Origin of the sequence: Chitiniphilus shinanonensis DSM 23277, from assembly GCF_000374805.1 — a bacterium.
Classification (GTDB): Bacteria; Pseudomonadota; Gammaproteobacteria; order Burkholderiales; family Chitinibacteraceae; genus Chitiniphilus; species Chitiniphilus shinanonensis.
Genome location: NZ_KB895335.1, coordinates 71873 through 94769, shown reverse-complemented (window position 1 = coordinate 94769; position 22897 = coordinate 71873). Strand labels below are relative to the sequence as shown.

Here is a 22897-nt window from a genome sequence, read left to right as displayed (position 1 = left end):
TTCACAAATAACCAATTTGTATTGCTTGGCGTTAGAATCGTTAACGCTGTCTTTCTAAGGCAGTAAAAAAGATGGTCGAGATGAGCTTCCAAAAACAGGGGATTTCCACATGAACGCAGAAACTGTCGTTGCCGTCGAAACGAATCCGTATGCCGCCACCACCGTCGATCTGCAACAGAGCGCCGACGACCAGTTCGTACTGGCCGAGCGCGGCACCCGCCTCGGCGCGGTGCTGCTGGACGGGGTGTTCGGCCTGATCGCGGGTATTCCGATGATCGCCGTCGCGATCGCCGCGCCCGCCTTGCTCCAGGGGGGCATTTCACCGGGGGCGGGCTTGCTGGCGGGCATCGTGATCGGTGGCCTGCTGCTGCTGGCGTTCGTCATCTACAACTTCGTGCTGGTCCATCGCAATGGCCAGACCCTCGGCAAGAAGGTGCTGGGCATCAAGATCATCCGCCAGGACGGCAGCCGTTGCGGCCTGCGTCGCTATGTCTTCATCCGCTACCTGCCGGTTGCGCTGCTGTCCATGATCCCGTTCGTGGGCGTCATCGTCAGCCTGCTCGATCCACTGCTGATCTTCCGCCAGTCGCGCCGCTGCCTGCATGACGACATCGCCGGCACCATCGTGATCCGGGTATGAGCGGAGCACGGTCCGAGGAAGCGGGGGTCACGCCGTTCGAGGCCAATCCCTATGCGGCGACCACGGTCGAGCTGGCGCAGGAAACCGCGCCGCAACAGCTGGAGCTGGCCAGCCGCTGGTCCCGGCTGGCGGCCGTGGTCGTCAATGGGGTGCTGGTACTGCTGAGTGCCATGCCCTGGTTGCTGGGGTCGCAATTGGTGGGCGACGGCGCGTTGGCCAATGCGCTGTATCTGCTGGTCGCGTTCGGCGTGCCGCTCGGCTTCGTCTACTACAACTGCCTGTTGCTGGAGCAAAGCGGTCAGACCGTGGCGAAGAGGCTGCTCGGCATCAGGGTGGTGCGGCGGGACGGTACGTATTGCGGCGCATGGCATTACGTCGTGGCTCGCTTCTTCCCGGCGATCCTGCTGTCCTTCGTACCGTTGGGCAGTCTGCTCGATGCCTCGATGATCTTCCGCGAAAGTCGCCGCTGCCTGCACGACGACTGGGCCGGTACCAGGGTCGTCAAAGCCTGACGCCGGCAATCGCCCCGGTCCGCTGCCGGGGCGATTCATGCTTTGCCCAGCATCCCGTCATGCAGCGATAAGGCGCCGCCTGTAAACTGCGTTTTTTTTCCAACCGCCTGCTCCTCGCGCAGAACGAGGCCGGGTCCCGATTCCCTTCCATGCTCGACGGCAAGCTGCACCTTTCCACTCCCGAAGGCGTCTCGCTGGTGTTCACGCCGGCCGGCCCGGCCCGTCGCGGCTATGCCTGGCTGATCGACTGGCTGCTGCGCGCGCTGATCGGGCTGGTGCTGTATATCCCCCTCTTGGTGACGCTGGGTCGCGCCGGCATGGGTCTGGGGCTGGTGGCGTTCTTCCTGCTGCAATGGGCCTACGGCGTGCTGTTCGAGGTGCTGGGCGACGGCCGCACCCCGGGCAAGCGCATGCTCGGGTTGCAGGTGCTGCGCGAGGACGGCCTGCCGGTGGGCTGGCGCGAATCGGTGCTGCGTAACGTGCTGCGCGCCATCGACTTCATGCCGTTGTGCTACGGCATCGGCCTGGGTGCGATGCTGCTCGACGCGCGCTTTCGCCGCATCGGCGATCTGGTGGCCGGCACCATCGTGGTCTACCGCGAGCAGCCGACGCCGTTGCCCAAGGCGCTCGACGTCGCCCCGGTGGCCCTGCCGTTCCCGCTGACGCCGGACGAACAGCGCACGCTGGTCGATCTGGTGGAACGGGTGCACGCCGTGCCGCCGCAGCGCCAGCTGGAATTGGGCGACCTGGCGCAGCCGCTCACCGGCCTGCGCGGCCAGGCATCGCTGGACCGGCTGTACGGCTACGTCGCCGGCCTGACCGGCAAGGATGCCGCGTGAAACAACGCCAATTCGAAGCGCGCCACGCCGCACTGTGGGACGACATCGCGCAGGATCTGAAAAGCAAACTGCCTTCGCTCGACCTGCCGGCGCGCTACCGCGCGCTGTGCCACACCCTGGCGGTGGCGCGCCAGCGCGGCTATTCGCCGTCGCTGGTGGCGCGGCTGGACAGTCTGGCCATCGCGGCGCACCGCCGCCTCTACCGCAGTAGCGCCAACCAGGAAATGGTGTTCGTGCGCTGGCTGCGCCTGGATTTCCCCCTGCTGGTCCGCGCCGAATGGCGAGTGGTGTTGCTGGCGCTGCTCGCCTTCCTGCTGCCGCTGCTGCTGTGCGTCGGCCTGATCAACTGGCGGCCCGAGCTGGCCTACACCGTGATCGATCCGGGCCAGCTCGCCGAATACGAATCGATGTACCGCATGGCCGCGCAGCGCCTGGGGCGCAAGGGCCCCGAGGACGACGTGCTGATGTTCGGCGTGTACGTGTGGAACAACATCTCCATCGACCTGCGCACCTTCGCCGGTGGTCTGGTCGCCGGACTGGGCGCGCTGGTGTCCACCGCCTACAACGGCATGCACATGGGCGTGATCGGCACCTGGCTCACCCGCGAGCCGGCCACGCGCGAGGCGTTTCTTTCCTTCGTGGTCACCCATAGCTCGTTCGAGGTCGTCGGCCTGCTGCTGGCCTGCGCCGCCGGCCTCAAGCTGGGCGGCGCGCTGCTGTTGCCCGGCCGGCTGACGCGGATGGCCGCGCTGCGGCAGGCCGGGCAGCGCATCCTGCCGATGCTGGGCGGCGCGGTGCTGCTGACCTTGCTGGCCGCCTTCGTCGAAGCCTTCTGGTCGGCGCGCACCGACGTGCCGGCGCTGGTGAAGTACATCGTCGGCGGCCTGACCTGGCTGGCGCTGATCGCGTATTTCTGCCTGATGGGGCGGCGCCGTGCGGCTTGAACACCTGGAAATCGACGCCCGCCCGCGTCCGCACTGGATGGCGGTCGATCTCGGCCACGCCTTGCTGCGCCGTCACTGGCGCACCACCTACCTGGCATGGTGGGGACCGTGGCTGCTGGCCTCGATCCTGCTGTGGCTATGTATGCCGCAGGGCTGGATGTGGGTCGCGTCGCTGGTGCTGTGGTGGCTGCGGCCGATCTTCGAGCGGCTGCCGTTGTTCATCCTGTCGCGCGCGGTGTTCGGCGAGCGCGTCACGGTGCGGCAGGCTTGGCGCGCCTGGCCGCGTCAGCTGGGCGGCTGGTTCCGCTCGCTCACCTGGTGGCGTCCGGTGATGGTGGGCCGCGGCCTGTACGCGCCGATCTGGCAACTGGAGAACGCCCGCGGCACTTTCGCCGCGCAACGGCGCAAGGTGTTGGGCGCGCGCGGCGCCTACGGCGTCGCCGCGTGGTTCGGCGTTGCCTGCGCCCACTTCGAAATGGCATTGCAGTTCGCCGTCTACGGCGCGCTGGGGCTGGTGCTGGCCCAGCCGGAATCGGCCAACCCCTTCGCCTTCCTCGCCGGGCATTACCAGGATTCGGCGTTGCTCGAATCGGCCGGCTTCCTTTGCTACGTGCTCACCGCAGGCGTGATCGGGCCGGTGTATACCGCCGGCTGCTTCGGCCTGTACCTGTGCCGCCGCGCCGAACTGGAAGGATGGGATATCGAACTGTCGCTGCGGCGACTGGCGGCGCGGCGCAACGGCGTGGCGCCGCGCGGTGCCGGCATGCTGGCGGCACTGCTGCTCGGCGTGGCGCTGTGGTGGGGCGCGCCGGCGCCGGCCTACGCGCTGGAGTGCCCGCCGCCCGACGAGGTGGTTGCCATGCGCCAGGGGCGCGGTCCGGCCATCGACGCCCGGCAGGCCGAACTGCGTCGGCAACTGGACGACGTGCTGGCGCGCGAGCCGCTGCGCAACTGGACCTGCATCGAAACCTGGGTGCCCGAAGCCAGGAAGAACGACGACAACAACTGGCTGGCCGACTGGCTGCGCAAGCACCTGAAGGGCGGCCGTGGCGACGGCATCAGCGCCAATGTGCTGAAGATCGCCCTGATCGTGCTGCTGGTGGTGATCCTGGCGTGGCTGCTGTGGCGCTATCGCGGCCCGCTGGTCAGCGCGCTCCAGTTGCAGACCCGCCGCACCGCCGCACCGCCCACCGAGGTCTGCGGCCTGGACATCCGCCCGGAAACCCTGCCCGAGGATGTGCCGGACACCGTGATGCGTACCTGGCGCGAGGGGCGGCAACGCGAAGCGCTGGCCCTGCTTTACCGTGCCACCGTGTCGCGGCTGGCGCACGACCACGGCATCGAGCTGGTGGCCGGCGCCACCGAGGGCGACGTGCTTGCCGCCTGCCGCCGCAGCCGTCTGGCCGGCAGCCTGCCCGAGGCCGCCGAACGCGGCTGCACCGGCGTGACCGAAGTCTGGCGCAACGCCGCCTATGCGCAACGCTGGCCGGCCGAGGCGCAACTGGCGCCGCTGCTGGCGCAATGGCGCGTCGCCTTCGACGGAGCCCGCGCATGAGCAAGGCCGCGCGCTGGATCATCACCCTGGTGCTGCTGTGGGGCGTGGGCTACGCCGCGTGGTACGGCTATACGCACTTCAAGAAACGCGTGTTCGCCCAGGAATCGCCGCCGGGCGCCGAGGCGCTGCACAACCCCTTGCTGGCGGCGGAGCGCTTCCTGGCGCTGCGCGGCCACCGGGTGGTGGCGCGCCCGGCGCTGCACGGCGTGGCCGGCGAACTGGGCGCGCGCGACGTGCTGATCGCGCCCAGCCTGGACGAAAACCTGGCGCCGGCCGAACAGCGCGCGCTGCGCGACTGGGTGCGACGCGGCGGCGTGCTGGTGACCGCCGTCGCCGGCTGGGACAACGAGGAAACCGCAGGGGTACGCGAAGGCATCCTGCTCGGCCCGCTCGGCATCACCGTGAACGAAGAGGATTGCGGCTGCGACGACGAGGAAGAGGAGGGCGTCAGCACCGAAGCGGCCACGCCGGGGGTGTCCACACCGCCGCCGTTGAGCGTGCGCCCGCCGGGCTCGCCCTACGACTTGCAGATTTCCGCCGGCTACACCGCGTTGCAGGCATCGCCGACGGTGCCGCCCGCGTGGCAGGACAACCAGCATCGGCGACTGCTGGCCTATCGCGTCGGCCAGGGCTGGATCGTGGTCGGCGGCAGCGAGGTCCTGTTCCACAACAACAACCTGGGCCGGCTCGACCATGCCGAACTGCTGTGGCGGCTGGCGCGGCTCAACCCGGGGCAGGTATGGCTGGTGCGCGCCGGCGCCCCGCAACCGTGGTACGAACAACTGGCCGAACGCTGGCCGCTGACGCTGGGGCTGCTCGCCGGCGCGCTGCTGCTGTGGCTGTGGCGCGAAGGCGCACGCTTCGGCCCGCGCCTGGCCGACGCGCCCGGCGGCCGTCGCGCGCTGCTCGAACACATCCGCGCCACCGCGTTCTGGACCTGGAAGCAGGCCGGCCAGGCCCGCCTGCTGCACGCGGCCCGGCGCGAAACGCTGCAACGGGTGGCGGCGCGCCATCCCGAATGGGCCAAGCTGCCCGTCGCCGAACTCTCCACCCGGCTGGCCGCGTTGAGCGGCCTGCCGCTTCAGGACATCGAACAGGCGCTGGAGCGCGCAGCGCCCCGGCAGCCCCACGCCTTCAATGCCTGCGTGGCGACCCTGCAAACCTTGAGGAAGATGCTATGAACCCCGAACGTTTCGCCCAGGCCATCGAAGCCCTGCGCCGGGTCCGCGAGCAGGTGCTGCACGCCGTGGTCGGCCAGGACGACACCGTCGACACCGTGCTCGCCGCGCTGCTGGCCGGCGGCCACGTGCTGCTGGAGGGCGTGCCCGGCCTGGGCAAGACCCTGCTGGTGCGCGCACTGGCCAAGACCTTCTCCGGCCAGTTCTCGCGGGTGCAGTTCACCCCCGACCTGATGCCCGCCGACGTCACCGGCCACGCGCTGTTCGACCTGAAGAACCAGGATTTCATCGTCCGCCACGGCCCGATCTTCGCCAACCTGGTGCTGGCCGACGAAATCAACCGCGCCCCGGCCAAGACCCAGGCCGCGCTGCTGGAGGCGATGCAGGAACGCCAGGTCACCATCGAGGGCGAAACCCACGCGCTGCCGGCGCCGTTCATGGTGCTGGCCACGCAGAACCCGATCGACCAGGAGGGCACCTATCCGCTGCCCGAGGCGCAGCTCGACCGCTTCCTGGTCAAGGTGCTGATCGACTACCCGGCGGCCGCCGACGAGGTGGCGCTGGTGCGGCAGGTGACCAGCGGCCAGGTGGGCGACGCGCTCGACCTGTCCACCGTCGGCACGCTGCTGCGCCCCGAAACCATCAACGCCCTGCAGCAGATCACCGCCGAAATCACCGTGGACGACCAGGTACTCGACTACGCGGTGCGCATCGTGCGCGCCACGCGCGACTGGCCAGGCCTGTCGATGGGCGCCAGTCCGCGCGGCGCCATCGGTCTGGTGCGGGTGGCGCGGGCGCTGGCGCTGCTGGGCGAACGCGATTTCGTCACCCCGGACGAGATCAAGCGCGCCGCGCTGCCGGTGCTGCGCCACCGCGTGATGCTCGCGCCCGAATCCGAGCTGGAAGGCCTGAGCGCCGACCGCCTGCTGGTCGGGCTGCTGGAACAACTGCCCGCGCCGCGCGCCTGACCATGCTCGGCTACGTACCGGGGCGCCGCCTGCCCCTGTTGCTGCTGGCGCTGGCGCTCGCCGCCTGCGTCCAGCCCTGGCTGCCGCCGGGGCCGTGGTGGCTGGTGCCGCTGGCGCTGGTCCTGCTGGCGCTGGGCGATGCGCTCCTCGGCTGGCGCCTGCCGGCGCTGGCGATGGAACGCCGCGTCGCCAAGGTGTGGGCGCGCGGACGCTGGGGCGAGGTCGCGCTCACCGTGCACCACACCGGTGGGCGCCCGCTGCGACTGGCGCTGTTCGACCACTATCCGCAGGGCTGGGAGATGAGCGGCCTGCCGCATGCCAGCCGCCTGACCGCCGGGCAGTTCGTGCAACTGACCTACCGGCTGTGCCCGCCGCTGCGTGGCGACCACCGCTTCGGCCGGCTGGAGCTGCGGGTGGAATCGCCGCTGCGGCTGTGGACCCGCCGCGTCTGGCTGGGGGAGGGCGAGGCGGTGCGGGTGTTCCCCGACTTCACCACCGTGCTCAAGCGTTCGCTGGCCGCCGCCGACCGGCACGTGCCGCAGGCCGGGGTGCTGCGCCGCCGTCGTCGCGGCGAAGGCACCGACTTCCACCAGTTGCGCGAATACCGGCGCGGCGACAGCCTGCGCGCCATCGACTGGAAAGCCACCGCCCGCCACCAGCGCCCGATCAGCCGCGAATACCAGGAAGAGCGCGACCAGCAGATCGTGTTCATGCTCGACTGCGGCCGGCGCATGCACGCGCTGGACGGCGAGACCTCGCACTTCGACCACGCGCTGAACGCCATGCTGGTGCTGGCGTGGCTGGCGCAGAAGCAGGGCGACGCCGTCGGCCTGTTCACCTTCGCCGGGCCGCAACGCTGGCTGGCGCCGACCAAGGGCCGCGCCGCGTTCGACCGCCTGCTGGCGGGCCTCTACGACCTGGAGCCGGGCGAGATCCATCCCGACTACGTACAGGCGGCGCAGGCGCTGGGCGAGCATGTGCACAAGCGCAGTCTGGTGGTGCTGCTGACCAATATCCGCGACGAGGACGGCGACACCCTGCCCGACGCATTGCGGCTGCTGACCCGCCACCACCGGGTGATGTGCGTCAGCCTGCGCGAAGTGGCGCTCGACCAGGTACTGACCCGCCCGGTGGCCGACCTGGACAGCGCCCTGCTGCATTGCGGCACCCTGGATTACCTGGAGGCGCGCCGCCTTGCGATGCAGCGCCTGCACGGCCACGCCCGCGAACTGATGGACGTGACCCCGCAGCAACTGCCGGTGGCGCTGGTCAACCGCTACCTGGATCTGAAGGAGAGCGGGGCGTTGTAGGGTTTTTGGGGTGGGAAGAGGGAAGGGGGAAGAGGGAAGGGTAACGGCAAGTCAAAAGCCGCTCCGGCCGGCGCTTCGGATTGGCTTTTCACCCTTCCCCCTTCCCCCTTCTCCCTTCCCAGCGCGGCCCGCTTTCCGCCAAGCGGGTTCTGGGCGACAATTGCTCCCTGTTCCCGCCTCTGCACAAACCCCATGCGTCAAGTCACCGTCACCCGCAACACGCTCGAAACCCAGATCACCGTCACGCTCAATCTGGATGGCAGCGGGCAATCCCGTTTCGATACCGGCGTGCCGTTCTTCGAGCACATGCTGGACCAGGTGGCGCGCCACGGCCTGTTCGATCTGGACATCGTCGCCAAGGGCGACCTGCATATCGATGCCCACCACACGGTCGAGGACGTCGGCATCGCGCTGGGCCAGGCGTTCGCCAAGGCGATCGGCGACAAGAAGGGCATCCGCCGCTACGGCCACAGCTACGTGCCGCTGGACGAAGCGCTGTCGCGCGTGGTGATCGACCTTTCCGGCCGCCCGGGCCTGGAATACCACTGCGACTACACCCGCGCGGTGATCGGCCAGTTCGACGTGGACCTGTTCGGCGAATTCTTCCGCGGCTTCGTCAATCACGCCGCCGTCACCCTGCATATCGACAACCTGCGCGGCAAGAACGCCCACCACCAGGCCGAGACCATCTTCAAGGCGCTGGGCCGCGCGCTGCGCATGGCCTGCGAGTTCGATGAACGGATGGCCGGCATCACGCCGTCCACCAAGGGCACGCTGGTAGGCTGACATGCAGAAGATCGCCATCGTCGATTACGGAATGGGCAACCTGCACTCGGTGACCAAGGCTTTCGAGCTGGTCGCCGACGGCCGGGCCCGGATCGACCTCACCCAGGATCCGGCCGTGGTCGCCGCCGCCGACAAGGTGGTGTTCCCCGGCCAGGGCGCCATGCCCGACTGCATGCGCCACCTGGACGAATCCGGCCTCAAGGCCGCCGTGCTCCAGGCCGCGCAGGATCGCCCGTTCTTCGGCATCTGCGTCGGCGCGCAGTTGCTGTTCGAGCGCAGCGAGGAAGGCCCGACCGACAGCCTGGGCGTGTTCAAGGGCCAGGTGCGGCGCTTTCCGCCGCAGCTGATGGTCGATGGCCACGGCCAGAAGCTCAAGGTGCCGCACATGGGCTGGAACGAGATGTTCATCGTCCACGACCACCCGCTGTGGTCCGGCATCGCCGACGGCGAGCGCTTCTACTTCGTGCACAGCTACCACTTCGCCCCGGACGAGGATATCGCGGTGATCGAATCGGCCTACCCGTACCGCTTCGCGGCGGCGGTGGCGCGCGACAACATCTTCGCCATCCAGTGCCACCCGGAAAAGAGTGCGCAGGCGGGTCTCAAGTTATTGAAAAATTTCGTAGACTGGGACGGTCGCGCCTGAACGCGTCCCATCGAGCCATGTCCGTTCAACCGTTGTCGCCTGCCGCCCTCTGCCTCCGATCGCCCGCCCGTGGCTGGCGGACATCGGGCGGCGCGCCGCGTTCCGGTTCATCCCGTTCAACTTCCAAGCAAACGTCTCAATCATGCTGATCATTCCCGCTATCGACCTCAAGGACGGCCAGTGCGTGCGCCTGCGCCAGGGCGAAATGGACGACGCCACGGTGTTCTCCGACGACCCGGCCAGCTTCGTCGGCCATTGGCTGGGCCAGGGCGCGCGCCGCATGCACCTGGTCGACCTGAACGGCGCCTTCGCCGGCAAGCCGCGCAACCTGGATGCGGTGAAACGCATCATCGCCGCCATCGGCGGCGAGGTGCCGGTGCAGCTGGGCGGCGGCATCCGCAGCCTGGACACCATCGAGATGTACCTCGACGCCGGCATCGACTACGTCATCATCGGCACCGCCGCGGTCAAGCAGCCCGGCTTCCTGCACGAAGCGTGCGATGCCTTCCCCGGCCACATCATCGTCGGGCTGGACGCCAAGGACGGCAAGGTCGCCACCGACGGCTGGAGCAAGATCACCGACCACGACGTGATCGACCTGGCGCAACGCTTCCAGGGCTACGGCGTGGAAAGCGTGATCTACACCGACATCGGCCGCGACGGCATGTTGTCCGGCGTGAACATCGAGGCCACGGTGCGGCTGGCGCAGGCGCTGACCATCCCGGTGATCGCCTCCGGCGGCCTGACCGACCTGAACGACGTGCGCAAGCTGGTGGAAGTGGCCGCCGAGGGCATCGAAGGCGTCATCACCGGCCGCGCCATCTACGAAGGCACCATCGACTTCAAGGCCGCCCAGGCGCTGGCCGACGAGCTGATCGCCGCCTGACCCGCGCGCGGCCCGCCGGCCGCGCCCGTATCCGACCAGGGCATGGCCGCCGGCCATGCCCGCTGATTTTGAACTCCACCCGGTTTCCCGCCATGCCGCTCGCCAAACGCATCATTCCCTGCCTCGACGTCACCGCCGGTCGCGTGGTGAAGGGGGTCAACTTCGTCGGCTTGCGCGACGCCGGCGACCCGGTGGAGATCGCCCGCAAGTACGACGCGCAGGGCGCGGACGAGATCACCTTCCTCGACATCACCGCCAGCTCCGATGCGCGCGACATCATCCTGCACGTGATCGACGCGGTGGCGAGCCAGGTGTTCATCCCGCTGACCGTCGGCGGCGGCGTGCGCCAGGTGGCCGACGTGCGGCGGCTGCTCAATGCCGGGGCCGACAAGGTCAGCATCAACACCACGGCGGTGACCAACCCCGAGGTGGTGCAGGGCGCGGCCGACCGCTTCGGCAGCCAGGCCATCGTGGTCGCCATCGACGCCAAGGCGGTCGACGCCGACAACACCCGCTGGGAGGTCTTCACCCACGGCGGGCGCAAGCCCACCGGGCTGGACGCGGTGGAGTGGGCGCGCAAGATGCAGGAATACGGCGCCGGCGAGATCCTGCTGACCAGCATGGACCGCGACGGCACCAGGATCGGCTTCAACCTGCCGCTGACCCGCGCGGTGAGCGACGCGGTGGATATCCCGGTGATCGCCTCCGGTGGCGTCGGCAACCTCAGCCACCTGGTGGACGGCGTGCTGCAAGGCCACGCCGACGCGGTGCTGGCCGCGTCGATCTTCCACTTCGGCGAATACACGGTGCGCCAGGCCAAGGAAGCCATGCGCGACGCCGGGATCGAAGTCCGGCTGTAACACCGCCGCGCTCGGCACGCCGACGCGTGCTCCGGCCTGCGTGCTTCGCTGCCGTGGCCGAGGGCCGGTCCGCATCGCCCCGGGCCGACGATCGTCCGCGCCGCACGGCAATGTGATGCGTTCGCGTTATCGTGGTGCCTTCCCTCGCCGATCAACGAGTCAGACAACCATGCGCCCCATCCTCGCCCTCGTCGCGGTGCTGTTCGCCGCCCAGGCCCTGGCCTGCGAACTGGAAGTGAGCAAGCCCGCCAAGGACCTGAGTGTTTCCGTGGACAACATGCGCCACGGCATCAAGAACGAACTCACCCTGTTCCTCACCCTGAAGAACGAAGGCAAGCAGCCGGTCAAGCTGGCGCAGGGCTTCGACGTGCTCGACGAGCAGGGCCGGCGCGTGGCGCCCGCCAAGGTGGAAGGCGCGGTCGCCGAGCTGGCGCCGGGCGCCAGCGTGCAGGTGGTCAGCTACTACCTGCCCAGCCCCGACTACACCGCCACGCTGCTCGACCTGAAGTAACGCGTCGCCCAGGCTCGGAATCCGCGGCGGCTGCGGGTAAAATCCACGGTTTCCAGCGCGCCGTCCGCCGGGCGGTGCGCGCCCATGCAGCCGAACCCAGTGGAGTACCGATGAGCGCCTGGCTCGACGAAATCAAATGGGACGACAAGGGCCTGGTGCCGGTGATCGCGCAGGATCGCGCCACCGGCCGGGTCCTGATGTTCGCCTACGCCAACCGCGAAGCGGTGGCGCTCACCGCAGAAAAGCGCACCGCCCACTACTACACCCGCAGCCGTGGCCGCCTGTGGCACAAGGGCGAGGAAAGCGGCCATTTCCAGGACGTGCACGAGATCCGGCTCGACTGCGACGGCGACGTGCTGATCTACCTGATCGACCAGCAGGGCGGCATCGCCTGCCACACCGGCCGCCAGAGCTGCTTCTTCCGCGTGTTGCAGGCGGATGGCTGGGTCACCGTGGACCCGGTGCTCAAGGATCCGCACGACATCTACAAGCATTGAACCCGGCCGCGCCGGCCCGCTCCAAGGCGAAGCCGCGATCGCGGCCTTTGCCACGTACTTGCAACGAAACGGCAATATAATCGCGTTTTGATTGCGCGCCTGGAGGCACTTCCCATGGTTTCCGCCGACATTCTCGAACGTCTTTCCGCCACGCTGGCCAGCCGGCGCGACGCCGATCCCAGCGTTTCCTACGTTGCCAAACTGTTCCACAAGGGCCAGGAAGCCATCCTGAAGAAGGTGGGCGAAGAATCGCTGGAAGTGGTGATGGCCGCCAAGGACGGCGACAAGCTGCACATCGTGCGCGAAGTGGCGGACCTGTGGTTCCACACCCTGGTGCTGCTGGCGCACGAGGGCCTCAGCCACGAGGACGTGCTGGCCGAGCTGGCGCGCCGCGAAGGGATCTCCGGCATCGACGAAAAAGCATCGCGCAAGGAGCGATAAGGCATGACCGACTGCATCTTCTGCAAGCTGGCGGCCGGCGAACTGCCGACCAACAAGGTGTACGAGGACGACGAAGTGTTCGCCTTCCACGACATCCACCCGGTGGCCCCGGTGCACTTCCTGATCATCCCCAAGCGGCACGTCGATTCGCTGGCGCATACCGACGACAGCCATCAGGCGCTGCTGGGCCGCATGCTGCTGCTGGCGCCCCGGCTGGCGGCGCAACTGGGCCTGGAACAAGGCTTCCGCACCATCATCAACACCGGGCACGGCGGCGGGCAGACCTTCTTCCACCTGCATCTGCACGTGATCGGCGGCGCGCCGCTGTCGCCCAACATCGTCGAACTTTCCACTCACTGATTCTTCGCGGAGTACGTTTTCATGGGTTCCCTCAGCATCTGGCATTGGCTGATCGTCCTGCTCATCATCGTGCTGGTGTTCGGCACCAAGAAGCTCGGCAACATCGGCAAGGACCTCGGCTCGGCCGTGCGCGGCTTCAAGGAAGGCGTGCGTGGCGACGAGGAGCAGCCCAAAGAGGTCGACGACAAGGGCCGCGTGATCGACGCGGTGGAGCGCGACAAGCGCTGATCGCCGCCCGGGCCGGCCGCATCGGCCCCGTTCCGCCCGCCGCAGCCATGCCTGCCGCGGGCTTTCCATTTCTTTTGCAGGATTGATTTCGTGTTCGACGTCGGTTTCGGCGAACTGATCGTGATCGGCGCCGTGGGCCTGGTGGTACTGGGGCCCGAACGGCTGCCCAAGGTGGCGCGCACTCTCGGCGCGCTGCTGGGGCGCGCCCAGCGCTTTGCCGCCAGCGTCAAGGCCGACCTGGACCGCGAGCTCGGCCAGACCGAGCTGGCGCGCATCGAGGCCGAACTGCGCGAGGAAGGCGATGCGCTGCGCCAGACCATCCACCAGCCGCTGGCCGATGCCCGCGACGAGGTGACCGGCCTGAACCGCGAGCTGGCCGCGCTGGAGCAGGCACCGCCATCCCCGGCGCCCGCTGTGGCCGTGCCGTCGACCGGGATAGGCGAGGTATCGCCGCCCGCGCCGACCGCCCTGCCCGCTGTCGCGCAGCCTGCCGCCGACCCGGTCCTGCCGCCCGAGCGCGACGAGCGCCAGCTCGACCTGTTCGCCGACCCGGCCCCGCCGCGCGGGCCGGAAAGGGATCGCCGATGAGCGCCGACCTGCAACCGCTGCTGGTGCACCTGCTGGAGCTGCGCACCCGGCTGGTGCGCACCGCGCTGGCGTTCCTGGCCGCCTTCTTCGTCTGCTTCTATTTTTCCGGCCAGCTCTACGACCTGCTGGTGTCGCCGCTGGCGAGCGTGCTGCCCAACCAGAAGCTGGTGTCGATCGGCATCGCCTCGCCGTTCCTGCTCCAGGTGAAGATCGCGGCGATGGCCGCCTTCGTGCTGACGCTGCCGCACACGCTGTACCAGATCTGGGCCTTCGTCGCGCCCGGCCTGTATGCGCACGAGAAGCGGCTGGTGCTGCCGCTGGTGGTATCGAGCACGCTGCTGTTCCTGCTCGGCATGGCGTTCGCCTACTTCTTCGTGTTCGGCACGGTGTTCCACTTCATCGCCGGCGTGGTGCCGGCGTCGATGCAATGGCTGCCCGATTCGGGCGAATACCTGGATTTCGTGCTCGGCATGTTCGTCGCCTTCGGCTTCACCTTCGAGGTGCCGGTGGCGGTGGTGGTGCTGGTGCACCTGGGCGTGGTCACGGTGGAAAAGCTGCGCGAATGGCGCCCCTACGTGATCGTCGGCGCCTTCGTGGTCGCCGCCGTGGTCACCCCGCCCGACGTGCTGTCGCAGTGCATGCTGGCGATCCCGCTGTGCCTGCTGTTCGAGGTGGGCTGCTTCGTCGCCAAGTGGGTGGGACGGCGCCAGCCGCTGGACAACCCGGCCTGACGCGGCCTGACCCGACCGTCCGACCGGGCCGCCCCGCCGCACTGCAAGCGGTTACAGGCAAGCCGGACGCGCGCCGCTACACTGCCCGCTTTCCCTCCACGGCGATCCGCCCATGCCGCTGCGTCTCTTCCAGGCCCTGCTGTTCCTGCTGGTCTCGGTGCCTTTCGCGATCCCTGTCCTGTACTCCCCCAACGCGGTGTTCCGTTCCGAGGCCGCCGCCTTCGGCCTCAGCGCGCTGCTGGTGCTGGCCGCGCTGGCGCTGCCGCGCGGACGCCGCGCGCCGCTGCCGTGGATGATCTGGCCGTGGCTGGGGCTGGCGGCGGTGATCGGTGTGCAGTGCCTGGTGCTCGATACGCCGTACTGGTCGCTGCGGCTGATCCCCATCGCCTATCTGGTGGTCGGCGCGCTGTCGATCCTGGCGCTGGCGCGCGCCCGCGACGCCTACGGCTGGGCGCCGCTGCTGAGCGCGCTGGCCTGGGGCCTGGTGATGGGCGCGCTGGCCAACTCCGGCTTCGCGTTGCCGCAGGTGGCGGACAAGCTGCTGTACGGCAGCGGCCGGGTGTACGGCAACATCGGCCAGGCCAACATGTATGGCCACTACCTGGCGTGGGGCCTGGCCGGCGTGGCCTGGCTGGCGGCACGGCGCGAGGTGCCGCGCTGGCTGTTCTGGGCGGCGGCCGCGTGGCTGACCGTGTCGCTGGCCTGGTGCGGCTCGCGCTCGGTGCTGCTCTACGCCGCCGCGTGGCTGGTGCTGGGCGGCCTGGCCGGATGGCGGGTGCGCGACGAGGACACTCGCCGCCTCGGGCGCTTCCTGCTCGGCGCGGCGCTGGCGATGGTGGCCGCGCAACTGCTGACCCCGTTCCTCAACGAGCTGGTCGCGCTGGTGCTCGGCAAGGGGCACGACGTGCCGACCGCGCTGGAGCGCATCAGCGCCAACGGCGCGCGACGACTGGTGGAATGGCGCAAGGCGTGGATGACCTTCCTGATGCATCCGCTGCTGGGCGTGGGCTGGTCAGGCTATCCGGCGTACAGCGTGTCGCTGCACAGCGCGCCGGAGCTGGCGCGGGCGATGGAAAGCAAACTGTTCACCCATAGCCACAATTCGCTGCTCAACCTGCTGGCCGAGACCGGCATCGTCGGCACCGCCTGCGTGCTGGCCGGGCTGGTGGCGGGCGTGGTCGGCCTGTGGCGTCGTCCCGACTCGCCGGTGGCCTGGCTGGGCGCGGCGCTGCTGTCGGTCTCGCTGCTGCACAGTCTGGTGGAATACCCGCTGTGGTACTTCCACTTCCTGGGCCCGTTCCTGCTGTTCTGCCTGGTGTTCCACGACACGGCGCCGGCGTGGCGCCTGCCCGACCTCGCCGCGCGCGCGCTGGCGATACTGGTCGGCGCGCTGGGCGTGGCGCTGACCGTGGTCGGGATGCAGACCTACATGCTGATCTGGCCGCTGATGACGCCGTCCAAGAGCCCGACCGAGAGCGTGCAGCAGATCGTGCAGCTGGAGGGCCTGCGGCGGCACCCACTGGTGGATTTCTACGCCGACTTCGCGTTGTCGAACTACGTGGTCGCCAACGAAGCGGAGATCGACTGGAAGCTGTCGGTGCTCGACCCGCTGAACCGCGTGCGCCCGTATCCCGCGCAACTGGGCAAGGCGGCGCTGCTGCACGCCCTGCGCGGCGAAGAGGCCGAAGCGCGCCGCCTGATGCGCGAGGCGGTGTATGCCTATCCGGCCAACCTGGACTGGTTCGCCCAGATGCCGCTGCCGTATTTCCAGTACCCGGCGGTGCCCGGCATGCTGGACGAAGTGGCGCAGGCGAGGGCGTTCTTCGCGGGGCTGAAGACCAAGCCGCGTTGAGTTTAGACCCTAAATCTTGAAACACAGAGGACACGGAGAACACAGAGCTTCACAGAGAAAACCAGAGGCAAAAAGAGAGCAGCAAAACCGGCGTATTCGCGGTGGCGGGCATCTGGATGGATGCGTGCATTCAACGGGCACTCTCTCTTCGCTCTTTTGCTTTTCTCCGTGGAACTCCGTGTTCTCTGTGTCCTCTGTGTTTCAAGATTTGGGGTTCGGCAATCTACCCACGCCGCCCATGGATGAAGAACTCGCGGTTGCCGTCGCCGCCGGCGATCGGGCTGTCGAAGTAGTCCAGCACGGCGAAGCCCGCCGCTTCGGCGGCGGCGCGGATGCGGGTTTCCACCTGGGGATACAGCGCGGCGTCGCGCACGATGCCGCCCTTGCCCAGGGCGTGCGGGCCGACTTCGAACTGCGGCTTGACCAGGAACAGCAGCGTGCCGCCGGCCGGCAGCAGCGCGGCCAACGCCGGCAGCACCAGGGTCAGCGAGATGAACGACACGTCGCCGACGATGGCATCGACCGGGCCGTCCAGGTGCGGCGCCAGGTCCTGCGGCTGCACGTGGCGCACGTTTACGCCTTCGAGCGTCGCCACCCGGGCGTCGTCCGCCAGCCGCGGGTGCAGCTGACCATGACCCACTTCCAGCCCCAGCACGCGTCGCGCGCCGGCTTGCAGCAGGCAATCGGTGAAGCCGCCAGTGGATTGACCGATGTCCAGCGTCAGCCAGCCGCTCGCATCCAGCCCGCAATGCGCCAGCGCGCCGGCCAGCTTCAGGCCGCCGCGCGAGACGAAGCGGTCGGCCTCGTCCGGCGCCACCTCGATGCGCATGCCCGCGTCGAGCTGCTGGCTGGGCTTGCCCACCGGGCGGCCTTCGGCGCTGACGCGCCCCGCGGCGATCATCGCCTGCGCCGCCGTGCGCGAGGCGGCCAGGCCCAGTTCGACCAGCAGGACGTCGGCACGCATCAGCGTCGGCCCCCGCTTGGGGGCGGGAAGAGGGAAGGGAGAAGGGGGAAGGGTTTGTTCGTCATCGGTGCAGCATGGCCGTGGTCATGCCGGGCGCCCTAGAATCTTTCGTCCGACCGCAAGTAGCGCCATTTGCCCTGCGGCAGATCGCCCAGGGTGATGCGACCGATGCGGATGCGCTTGAGGCCGACCACGCGCAGGCCCACCAGCTCGCACATGCGGCGGATCTGGCGCTTCTTGCCTTCCTGGAGCACGAAGCGCAGCTGGTCCTCGTTCTGCCAGCCCACCTTGGCCGGCTTGAGCGGCTCGCCGTCCAGCGACAGGCCGTGGTTCAGCAGCGCCAGCCCCTCGGGGGTGAGGCGGCCGGCGACCCGCACCAGGTATTCCTTCTCGATCTCGGAATCCTCGCCGATCAGCGCCTTGGCGACGCGGCCGTCCTGGGTCAGCACCAGCAGGCCCACCGAATCGATGTCCAGCCGCCCGGCGGGCGCCAGCCCTTGCAGGTGATCGCGCGAGAAGCGGGTGCCGCTCTTGTCGCCGGTCCAGTGGTTGTCCGGCTTGATCAGCGCCACGGCGGGCTGGTAGCCCTTTTCGGCCTGGCCGGAGACGAAGCCGACCGGCTTGTTGATCAGGATGGTGACGCGCTGCGCCTGGGCGGCCTGGGCCTGGCGTTGCAGTTCGATGCGCTGGGTGGGCAGCACCTTGCTGCCGAGCACGTCCACCACCACGCCGTCGACGCGCACCCAGCCCTTAGCAATGTATTCATCGGCTTCGCGGCGCGAGCACAGGCCCAGTTCGGCCATGCGTTTGGAGAGTCGGACGGGTTCCATGAGCGGGATAGGGATTGTTCAGGCGTGGAAGTCTACCGGCGAACGCCGGCCCGACCAAACCCGGCGGCCGGAAAGCGGGCCGCGACCCCGTCGGTCAGCGCTGCCGCGCCTGCCAGTGGCCGGAGCGGCCGCCCTGTTTTTCCAGCAGGCGCACGCCGTGCAGCGTCATGTCGCGATCCACCGCCTTGCACATGTCGTAGACGGTGAGCAGCGCCACGCCGACCGCGGTCAGTGCCTCCATCTCGACGCCGGTGCGGCCGCGCGTCTCGGCCGTGACTTCGCAGCGCACCCCGTCGTCGGTCACGTCGAAGGCCACTTCCAGCCGCGTCAGCGGCAGCGGGTGGCACAGCGGGATCAGTTCGGCGGTCTTCTTCGCCCCCATGATCGCCGCCACCCGCGCCACGCCCAGCACGTCGCCCTTCTTGTGGCCGCCGGCGCGGATCAGCGCCAGCGTCTGCGGCGCGGCGCTCAGCCAGCCCTCGGCGCGGGCCAGGCGTTGCGTCTCGTCCTTGCCGCCGACATCGACCATGTGCGCCTGCCCGGCGCTGTCGAAATGGGTGAGGCGTGGTTCGCGGTCGCCCAGGGCCCGTTCGGCCTGGTCGAGGTCCTCGGGAGTGTTGAGGTTGGCGAAGGCGGTGTCGGGGAACTCGACATAGGCGGGCGACAGCGCCGACAGCCAGTCGCCCAGGCCGCGCTGGTGATCGTTGCAGCCGCCCATGCGCTCGATCAGCGACAGCAGCACGCCGCGCCGCAGCAGGCACAGCGTGGGATGCACCCGGCCGTTCTCGCTCTGCGCCACCGCCGCCGCGGCGTTGGCCTCGGTCAGGCCGCGGTACAGGCGCTCGGCGAAGTCGGGCGGCAGGAAGGGCACGTCGCACGGCACCACCAGCAGGTATTCGGCCGGCGAGGCCAGCAGCGCGGTATGGATGCCGGCGAGCGGGCCGGGATAGTTTTCGTAGATGTCGTGCAGCACCGGCTGGCCGAAGCGGGCGTATTCGGCGAGATTGCGGTTGGCCGAGAGCAGGATGTGATCGAGCGGCAATGTCTGCCGCTGCAACGCGTCGATGGCCCACAGCACCAGCGGGCGCTCGGCCAGCCGCAGCATGCCCTTGTCCTCGCCGCCCATACGCAGACCTTTTCCGCCTGCCAGGATGACCGCATCGATCTTCATCTGCACCCCCATATCGGTTGGCGGCGTGATGCCCGCCTTGTCGCGGGCGCCATGATAAATGCATTAAATGCGGCTAACAAAACCTTCCTGGCTGCATCGCGCGGGGGGCGCCGAGCCTCACTTGCCGTACGCCTTGTCCTGTCTGCGTTGCGCGCTTCTTGCCAGGACCGCTGCGCTGGGTTTTGTTAGCCGCTCCAAATACATCGTGCGCGACTGGCGCGGGCGCTGTCGCAAAGTCGGTGCTGGGCGCCTGCACCGAGGTGCGTGGCGCGCCAGCGACGCTCAGCGTTCGAGCAACGCCAGCTGAATGATGCGCACCGGGTCGCCTTCCTCCAGCGTGCTGTGTTCGGGCACCACGGCGAAGGCGTCGGCCCAGACCACCGAGGTGAGCACGCCGGAACTCTGGTTGGCATAGGGCACGGCGTGGCCGTGCTCGATGCGCACGCGCAGGAACTCGCGGCGCGGGATCGGCTTGGGGCGCGAGAAGCCGGCCGGCAGCCACAGGTGCGGCAGCGATTCGCTCACGCCCAGCCGCGCCAGCAGGAAGGGCCGCACCAGCAGGGTGAAGGTGGCGAAGCTGGAGACCGGATTGCCGGGCAGGCCGATGAAGTCGGCGTCGCCGATGCGGCCGAAGGCGAACGGCTTGCCGGGCTTCATGGCGATCTTCCACAGCGCCAGCCACTCGTGGGTCTGCAAGGCCGCGCGCACGTGGTCCTCCTCGCCCACCGACACGCCGCCGGTGGAGATGACCACGTCGTTGCCGGCGGCGGCCTCGCCCAGCAGGCGGGTGGTCAGTTCCAGCTCGTCGGCGACGATGCCGTAGTCGGTGACGACGCAGCCCAGGTCCTCCAGCAGCGCGCGCAGCATGTAGCGGTTGCTGTTGTAGATCTTGCCGGGCGTCAGTGCGTCGCCCGGTTCGACCAGTTCGTTGCCGGTGCTGAGCAGGGCCACGCGCAACGGGCGCAGCACCGCCAGCTCGGCCACGCCGATGGCGGCGGCAAGGCCCAGTTCGGTGGCGCGCAGGCGGGTGCCGGCCGGCAGCACCACCGTGCCTTGCGCCACGTCCTCGCCGCTGCGGCGGATGTGCTGGCCTTCGCGCAACGGCCCGCTGACGCGCACCGCGCCGGCCTCGACCGTGCAGTCCTCCTGCATGGCGATGGCGTTGGCGCCAGGGGGTAGCGGTGCGCCGGTGAAGATGCGCGCGGCCTCGCCGGGGGCCAGCGGCGCGCCGACGTCGCCGGCGGCGATGCGCTGGGTCAGCGCGAACTCGGCCAGCGGCGCGGCGGCGAAGTCGGTCACGTGCAGCGCGTAGCCGTCCATGGCGCTGTTGTCGAAGGCGGGCACGTCGATGGACGAGGTCACCGCGTGGGCCAGCACCTGACCGCGCGCGGCGGTCAGCGGCACGGTCAGGCTGTCGGTCAGCGGGCGCGCCGCGGCCAGCAGTTGTTCCAGGGCCAGGTCTACGGTCAACATGGGCGATCCAGGGCGGGTTTCGAAAAAGGGTGGCGAGCGCTGTCGGACACGGGTTCAGCCCCCGGTCTGCGACATGAAGCGCACGATGCGCTCCGGCGCTTCGCGGAAATGATGGCGTTCGGGCTTGCGTTCGATGGCCAGGCGGATGGCGTCGGCCAGCTCGGCGTCGCTGGCGCCGCCGCGCAGCAGGGGGCGGAACTCGAAGCGTTCCTCCTCGCCCAGGCAGGGGTAGAGCGTGCCGTCCACCGCCAGCCGTACCCGGTTGCAACTGGCGCAGAAGTGCTGCGAGATCGGCGTGATGAAGCCGATGCGGGCGCGACCGTCGGCGCTGCGCCAGTAGCGCGCCGGGCCGCCGCCCAGCTCCTGCGCCTCGGGCACGAGGCCGAAGCGTGTCACCAGTCGTTCGCGCACGGGGCCCAGGTCGAGGTGGCGGGCATCGCGTCCGGTGCGGCCCATCGGCATGGTTTCGATCAGGCGCAGGATGAAGCCGTGCTCGAAACAGAACTCGGCCATCGGCTCGATCTCGTGATCGTTCACCCCGCGCAATGCCACCATGTTGAGCTTGATCGGCGCCAGCCCCGCGGCACGGGCGGCGCGCAGGCCGGCCATCACCGCGCCCAGCGTGTCGCGACCGGTCAGTTCGGCGATACAGGCGCGATCCAGCGAATCGAGGCTGATGTTGACGCGGTCGATGCCGGCGCGGGCGAGCGCCTCGGCGTGGCGTTCGAGCTGGGTGCCATTGGTGGACAGCGACAGGTCGTGCAGGCCGGGCAGCGCCTTGAGGCGACGTGCCAGCATGGGCAGGTCGCGCCGCAGCAGCGGCTCGCCGCCGGTGAGCCGCACCCTGCCGACGCCCAGCTGCGCGAAAGCGCCGATCAGGCGCGTCAGTTCGTCGAAGTCGAGCCAGTCGGCCGGCTCGCGGTAATCGTGGAAATCCTTGGGCAGGCAGTAGGCGCAGCGCAGGTCGCAGCGGTCGGTGACCGACACGCGCAGGTAGCTGACGCGGCGGCCGAAGCGGTCGATCAAGGCGGAAGCGGGGGCGGCGGTGTCGGGCATGGATAAGGCTCCGCGGCGGCCCGCGAAGCGGGCGACCGATACGGCATCGCGCTGGACGGCGGGGCCGGATGCAGCGCGTCGAACCCCCTTACTATAACTGCCACGACGGGTCGGGCGGCGGTTCGCGGCCTGTGCGGCGGTTTCTGCCCGGGCCGGGACGCGGGAACCGGCGATCCGGCGATCCGGCGATCCGCCGGCGGCGGGGTGTGCTCAGTCGCCGCCGCGGCGCCGCAGTTCCAGCAGGTGGCCCAGCTTCTGCCGCTTGGTGGCGAGGTAGCGGCTGTTCTCGGCGTTGGCGGCGATCTCGTGCGCTTCGCGACGCAGCACCGGCAGGCCGGCGGCTTCCAGCGCGGCGAGCTTGCGCGGGTTGTTGCTCATCAGCCGTACCGAGCGCAGCCCGAGATCGCGCAGGATGAAGGCGGCGGCCTCGTAGCTGCGCGCGTCCACCGGCAGGCCCAGCGCTTCGTTGGCCTGCACCGTGTCCAGGCCCTCGTCCTGCAAGGCGTAGGCGCGGATCTTGTGGGTGATGCCGATGCCGCGCCCTTCCTGGCCGCGCAGGTAGAGCAGCACGCCGCGCCCCTCGCGCTGGATGCGCTGCAACGCCAGCTCCAGTTGCTCGCCGCAGTCGCAGCGCAGCGAGCCGAAGATGTCGCCGGTCAGACATTCCGAATGCAGCCGCACCAATACGCCGTCCTGGCTGTCCAGTTCGCCCAGCGTCAGCGCCACGTGTTCCACGCCGTCCAGTCGCGAGCGATAGACGTGCGAGACGAATTCGCCGTGTTTGGTCGGCAGGCGCGCGCTGGCGACCCGGTCGGCCAGGATGGGGTCGGTCAGCGCGGACAGGGCATCGCGGGCAGCGGGCGCGGGCAGGGGATCGGCGGGCGAAGAGGGCATCGGGTATCCCGGAGATGTGAATTTCAGGAATAACAAATGTGGGCGATAGCGCGATTTTCAATGGCCGGAGCGATTGGGCTGCCCGTGCCACAAAGAAAAATCCCGCCGCATCGCTGCGGCGGGATTCCCGGTGGCGCGGGCGGCGGCGGCCGGACTTGGCCGGTGCGCCGCCCCACC

General features: G+C 69.3%; 26 protein-coding genes and 1 pseudogene. 20 read left to right on the top strand and 7 right to left on the bottom strand.

Going from position 1 to position 22897, the window contains the following annotated elements; translation table 11 throughout:
- Positions 1 to 109: 109 nt before the first annotated feature.
- The 20 genes from C556_RS0102390 (at position 110) to C556_RS0102295 (ending at position 16332) form a co-directional block, all read left to right on the top strand.
- Entirely contained in the window at positions 110 to 640 is a 531-nt protein-coding gene (locus tag C556_RS0102390) for an RDD family protein (protein WP_018746627.1), read from the top strand.
- The gene (locus tag C556_RS21365) at positions 637 to 1152 is read left to right on the top strand and encodes an RDD family protein (protein ID WP_018746626.1); all 516 of its coding nucleotides are present in this window, start codon (positions 637 to 639) and stop codon (positions 1150 to 1152) included. Before C556_RS0102390 ends, C556_RS21365 begins: the two co-directional genes overlap by 4 nt.
- A gap of 149 nt (positions 1153 to 1301) precedes the next feature.
- Positions 1302 to 1991, top strand: a complete 690-nt coding sequence (locus C556_RS0102380) for an RDD family protein (protein ID WP_018746625.1) — start codon at positions 1302 to 1304, stop codon at positions 1989 to 1991.
- On the top strand, positions 1988 to 2935 hold the full coding sequence (locus tag C556_RS0102375; protein ID WP_018746624.1) for a stage II sporulation protein M: 948 nt from the start codon (positions 1988 to 1990) through the stop codon (positions 2933 to 2935). The genes C556_RS0102380 and C556_RS0102375 overlap by 4 nt, the downstream gene beginning before the upstream one ends.
- The gene (locus C556_RS0102370; protein ID WP_157235738.1) at positions 2925 to 4490 is read left to right on the top strand and encodes a hypothetical protein; all 1566 of its coding nucleotides are present in this window, start codon (positions 2925 to 2927) and stop codon (positions 4488 to 4490) included. Before C556_RS0102375 ends, C556_RS0102370 begins: the two co-directional genes overlap by 11 nt.
- Positions 4487 to 5671 (top strand): DUF4350 domain-containing protein, encoded by a 1185-nt coding sequence (locus C556_RS0102365; protein ID WP_018746622.1) that lies wholly within the window; start codon positions 4487 to 4489, stop codon positions 5669 to 5671. The genes C556_RS0102370 and C556_RS0102365 overlap by 4 nt, the downstream gene beginning before the upstream one ends.
- On the top strand, positions 5668 to 6636 hold the full coding sequence (locus C556_RS0102360; protein WP_018746621.1) for an AAA family ATPase: 969 nt from the start codon (positions 5668 to 5670) through the stop codon (positions 6634 to 6636). The genes C556_RS0102365 and C556_RS0102360 overlap by 4 nt, the downstream gene beginning before the upstream one ends.
- Positions 6637 to 6638: 2 nt before the next feature.
- Positions 6639 to 7946: a DUF58 domain-containing protein gene (locus tag C556_RS0102355; RefSeq protein WP_018746620.1), complete on the top strand. Its 1308-nt coding sequence runs from the start codon at positions 6639 to 6641 to the stop codon at positions 7944 to 7946.
- Positions 7947 to 8138: 192 nt separating this feature from the next.
- Positions 8139 to 8732, top strand: a complete 594-nt coding sequence (gene hisB, locus C556_RS0102350) for an imidazoleglycerol-phosphate dehydratase HisB (RefSeq protein ID WP_018746619.1) — start codon at positions 8139 to 8141, stop codon at positions 8730 to 8732.
- Between the two features lies 1 nt (position 8733).
- Positions 8734 to 9378 (top strand): imidazole glycerol phosphate synthase subunit HisH, encoded by a 645-nt coding sequence (hisH, locus tag C556_RS0102345; RefSeq protein ID WP_018746618.1) that lies wholly within the window; start codon positions 8734 to 8736, stop codon positions 9376 to 9378.
- A gap of 142 nt (positions 9379 to 9520) precedes the next feature.
- Complete coding sequence (hisA, locus tag C556_RS0102340) at positions 9521 to 10264, top strand: 1-(5-phosphoribosyl)-5-[(5-phosphoribosylamino)methylideneamino]imidazole-4-carboxamide isomerase (RefSeq protein ID WP_018746617.1); 744 nt, start codon at positions 9521 to 9523, stop codon at positions 10262 to 10264.
- A 92-nt stretch (positions 10265 to 10356) separates the two neighbouring features.
- Positions 10357 to 11124: an imidazole glycerol phosphate synthase subunit HisF gene (gene hisF, locus C556_RS0102335; protein ID WP_018746616.1), complete on the top strand. Its 768-nt coding sequence runs from the start codon at positions 10357 to 10359 to the stop codon at positions 11122 to 11124.
- 169 nt (positions 11125 to 11293) lie between these two features.
- The gene (locus C556_RS0102330) at positions 11294 to 11635 is read left to right on the top strand and encodes a hypothetical protein (RefSeq protein WP_018746615.1); all 342 of its coding nucleotides are present in this window, start codon (positions 11294 to 11296) and stop codon (positions 11633 to 11635) included.
- A 110-nt stretch (positions 11636 to 11745) separates the two neighbouring features.
- A complete protein-coding gene (gene hisI / locus C556_RS0102325) occupies positions 11746 to 12132 on the top strand; it encodes a phosphoribosyl-AMP cyclohydrolase (RefSeq protein WP_018746614.1) in 387 nt (128 codons plus the stop codon).
- A gap of 114 nt (positions 12133 to 12246) precedes the next feature.
- A complete protein-coding gene (locus C556_RS0102320; protein WP_018746613.1) occupies positions 12247 to 12573 on the top strand; it encodes a phosphoribosyl-ATP diphosphatase in 327 nt (108 codons plus the stop codon).
- A gap of 3 nt (positions 12574 to 12576) precedes the next feature.
- Positions 12577 to 12933 carry a histidine triad nucleotide-binding protein gene (locus C556_RS0102315; RefSeq protein ID WP_018746612.1) on the top strand — a complete coding sequence of 119 codons (357 nt, stop codon included), beginning with the start codon at positions 12577 to 12579 and terminating at the stop codon, positions 12931 to 12933.
- A gap of 21 nt (positions 12934 to 12954) precedes the next feature.
- A complete protein-coding gene (gene tatA, locus C556_RS0102310) occupies positions 12955 to 13161 on the top strand; it encodes a Sec-independent protein translocase subunit TatA (RefSeq protein WP_018746611.1) in 207 nt (68 codons plus the stop codon).
- Between the two features lie 90 nt (positions 13162 to 13251).
- Entirely contained in the window at positions 13252 to 13749 is a 498-nt protein-coding gene (gene tatB / locus C556_RS21360) for a Sec-independent protein translocase protein TatB (RefSeq protein WP_018746610.1), read from the top strand.
- A complete protein-coding gene (gene tatC / locus C556_RS0102300; RefSeq protein ID WP_018746609.1) occupies positions 13746 to 14480 on the top strand; it encodes a twin-arginine translocase subunit TatC in 735 nt (244 codons plus the stop codon). Before tatB ends, tatC begins: the two co-directional genes overlap by 4 nt.
- Positions 14481 to 14592: 112 nt before the next feature.
- Positions 14593 to 16332 (top strand): PglL family O-oligosaccharyltransferase, encoded by a 1740-nt coding sequence (locus tag C556_RS0102295; RefSeq protein ID WP_018746608.1) that lies wholly within the window; start codon positions 14593 to 14595, stop codon positions 16330 to 16332.
- Positions 16333 to 16555: 223 nt separating this feature from the next.
- On the opposite strand, the gene C556_RS0102290 is transcribed toward C556_RS0102295, so the two are convergent.
- From C556_RS0102290 to ribA, 7 genes and pseudogenes are all read right to left on the bottom strand, one after another.
- Positions 16556 to 17296, bottom strand: coding sequence for a TlyA family RNA methyltransferase (locus C556_RS0102290; protein ID WP_018746607.1), 741 nt, complete (start codon positions 17294 to 17296; stop codon positions 16556 to 16558).
- Between the two features lie 98 nt (positions 17297 to 17394).
- Positions 17395 to 18126: a pseudouridine synthase gene (locus C556_RS0102285; RefSeq protein WP_026262736.1), complete on the bottom strand. Its 732-nt coding sequence runs from the start codon at positions 18124 to 18126 to the stop codon at positions 17395 to 17397.
- Between the two features lie 94 nt (positions 18127 to 18220).
- Entirely contained in the window at positions 18221 to 18709 is a 489-nt protein-coding gene (gene moaC, locus C556_RS23540; RefSeq protein WP_026262735.1) for a cyclic pyranopterin monophosphate synthase MoaC, read from the bottom strand.
- A gap of 30 nt (positions 18710 to 18739) precedes the next feature.
- Positions 18740 to 19297, bottom strand: a pseudogene (gene mobA, locus C556_RS23720) (molybdenum cofactor guanylyltransferase MobA); the annotation flags it as partial.
- Positions 19298 to 19579: 282 nt separating this feature from the next.
- Positions 19580 to 20770: a molybdopterin molybdotransferase MoeA gene (locus C556_RS0102275; protein WP_018746604.1), complete on the bottom strand. Its 1191-nt coding sequence runs from the start codon at positions 20768 to 20770 to the stop codon at positions 19580 to 19582.
- 54 nt (positions 20771 to 20824) lie between these two features.
- Positions 20825 to 21826, bottom strand: a complete 1002-nt coding sequence (moaA, locus tag C556_RS0102270) for a GTP 3',8-cyclase MoaA (protein ID WP_018746603.1) — start codon at positions 21824 to 21826, stop codon at positions 20825 to 20827.
- A 210-nt stretch (positions 21827 to 22036) separates the two neighbouring features.
- On the bottom strand, positions 22037 to 22720 hold the full coding sequence (gene ribA, locus C556_RS0102265; protein WP_018746602.1) for a GTP cyclohydrolase II: 684 nt from the start codon (positions 22718 to 22720) through the stop codon (positions 22037 to 22039).
- Positions 22721 to 22897: the final 177 nt, after the last annotated feature.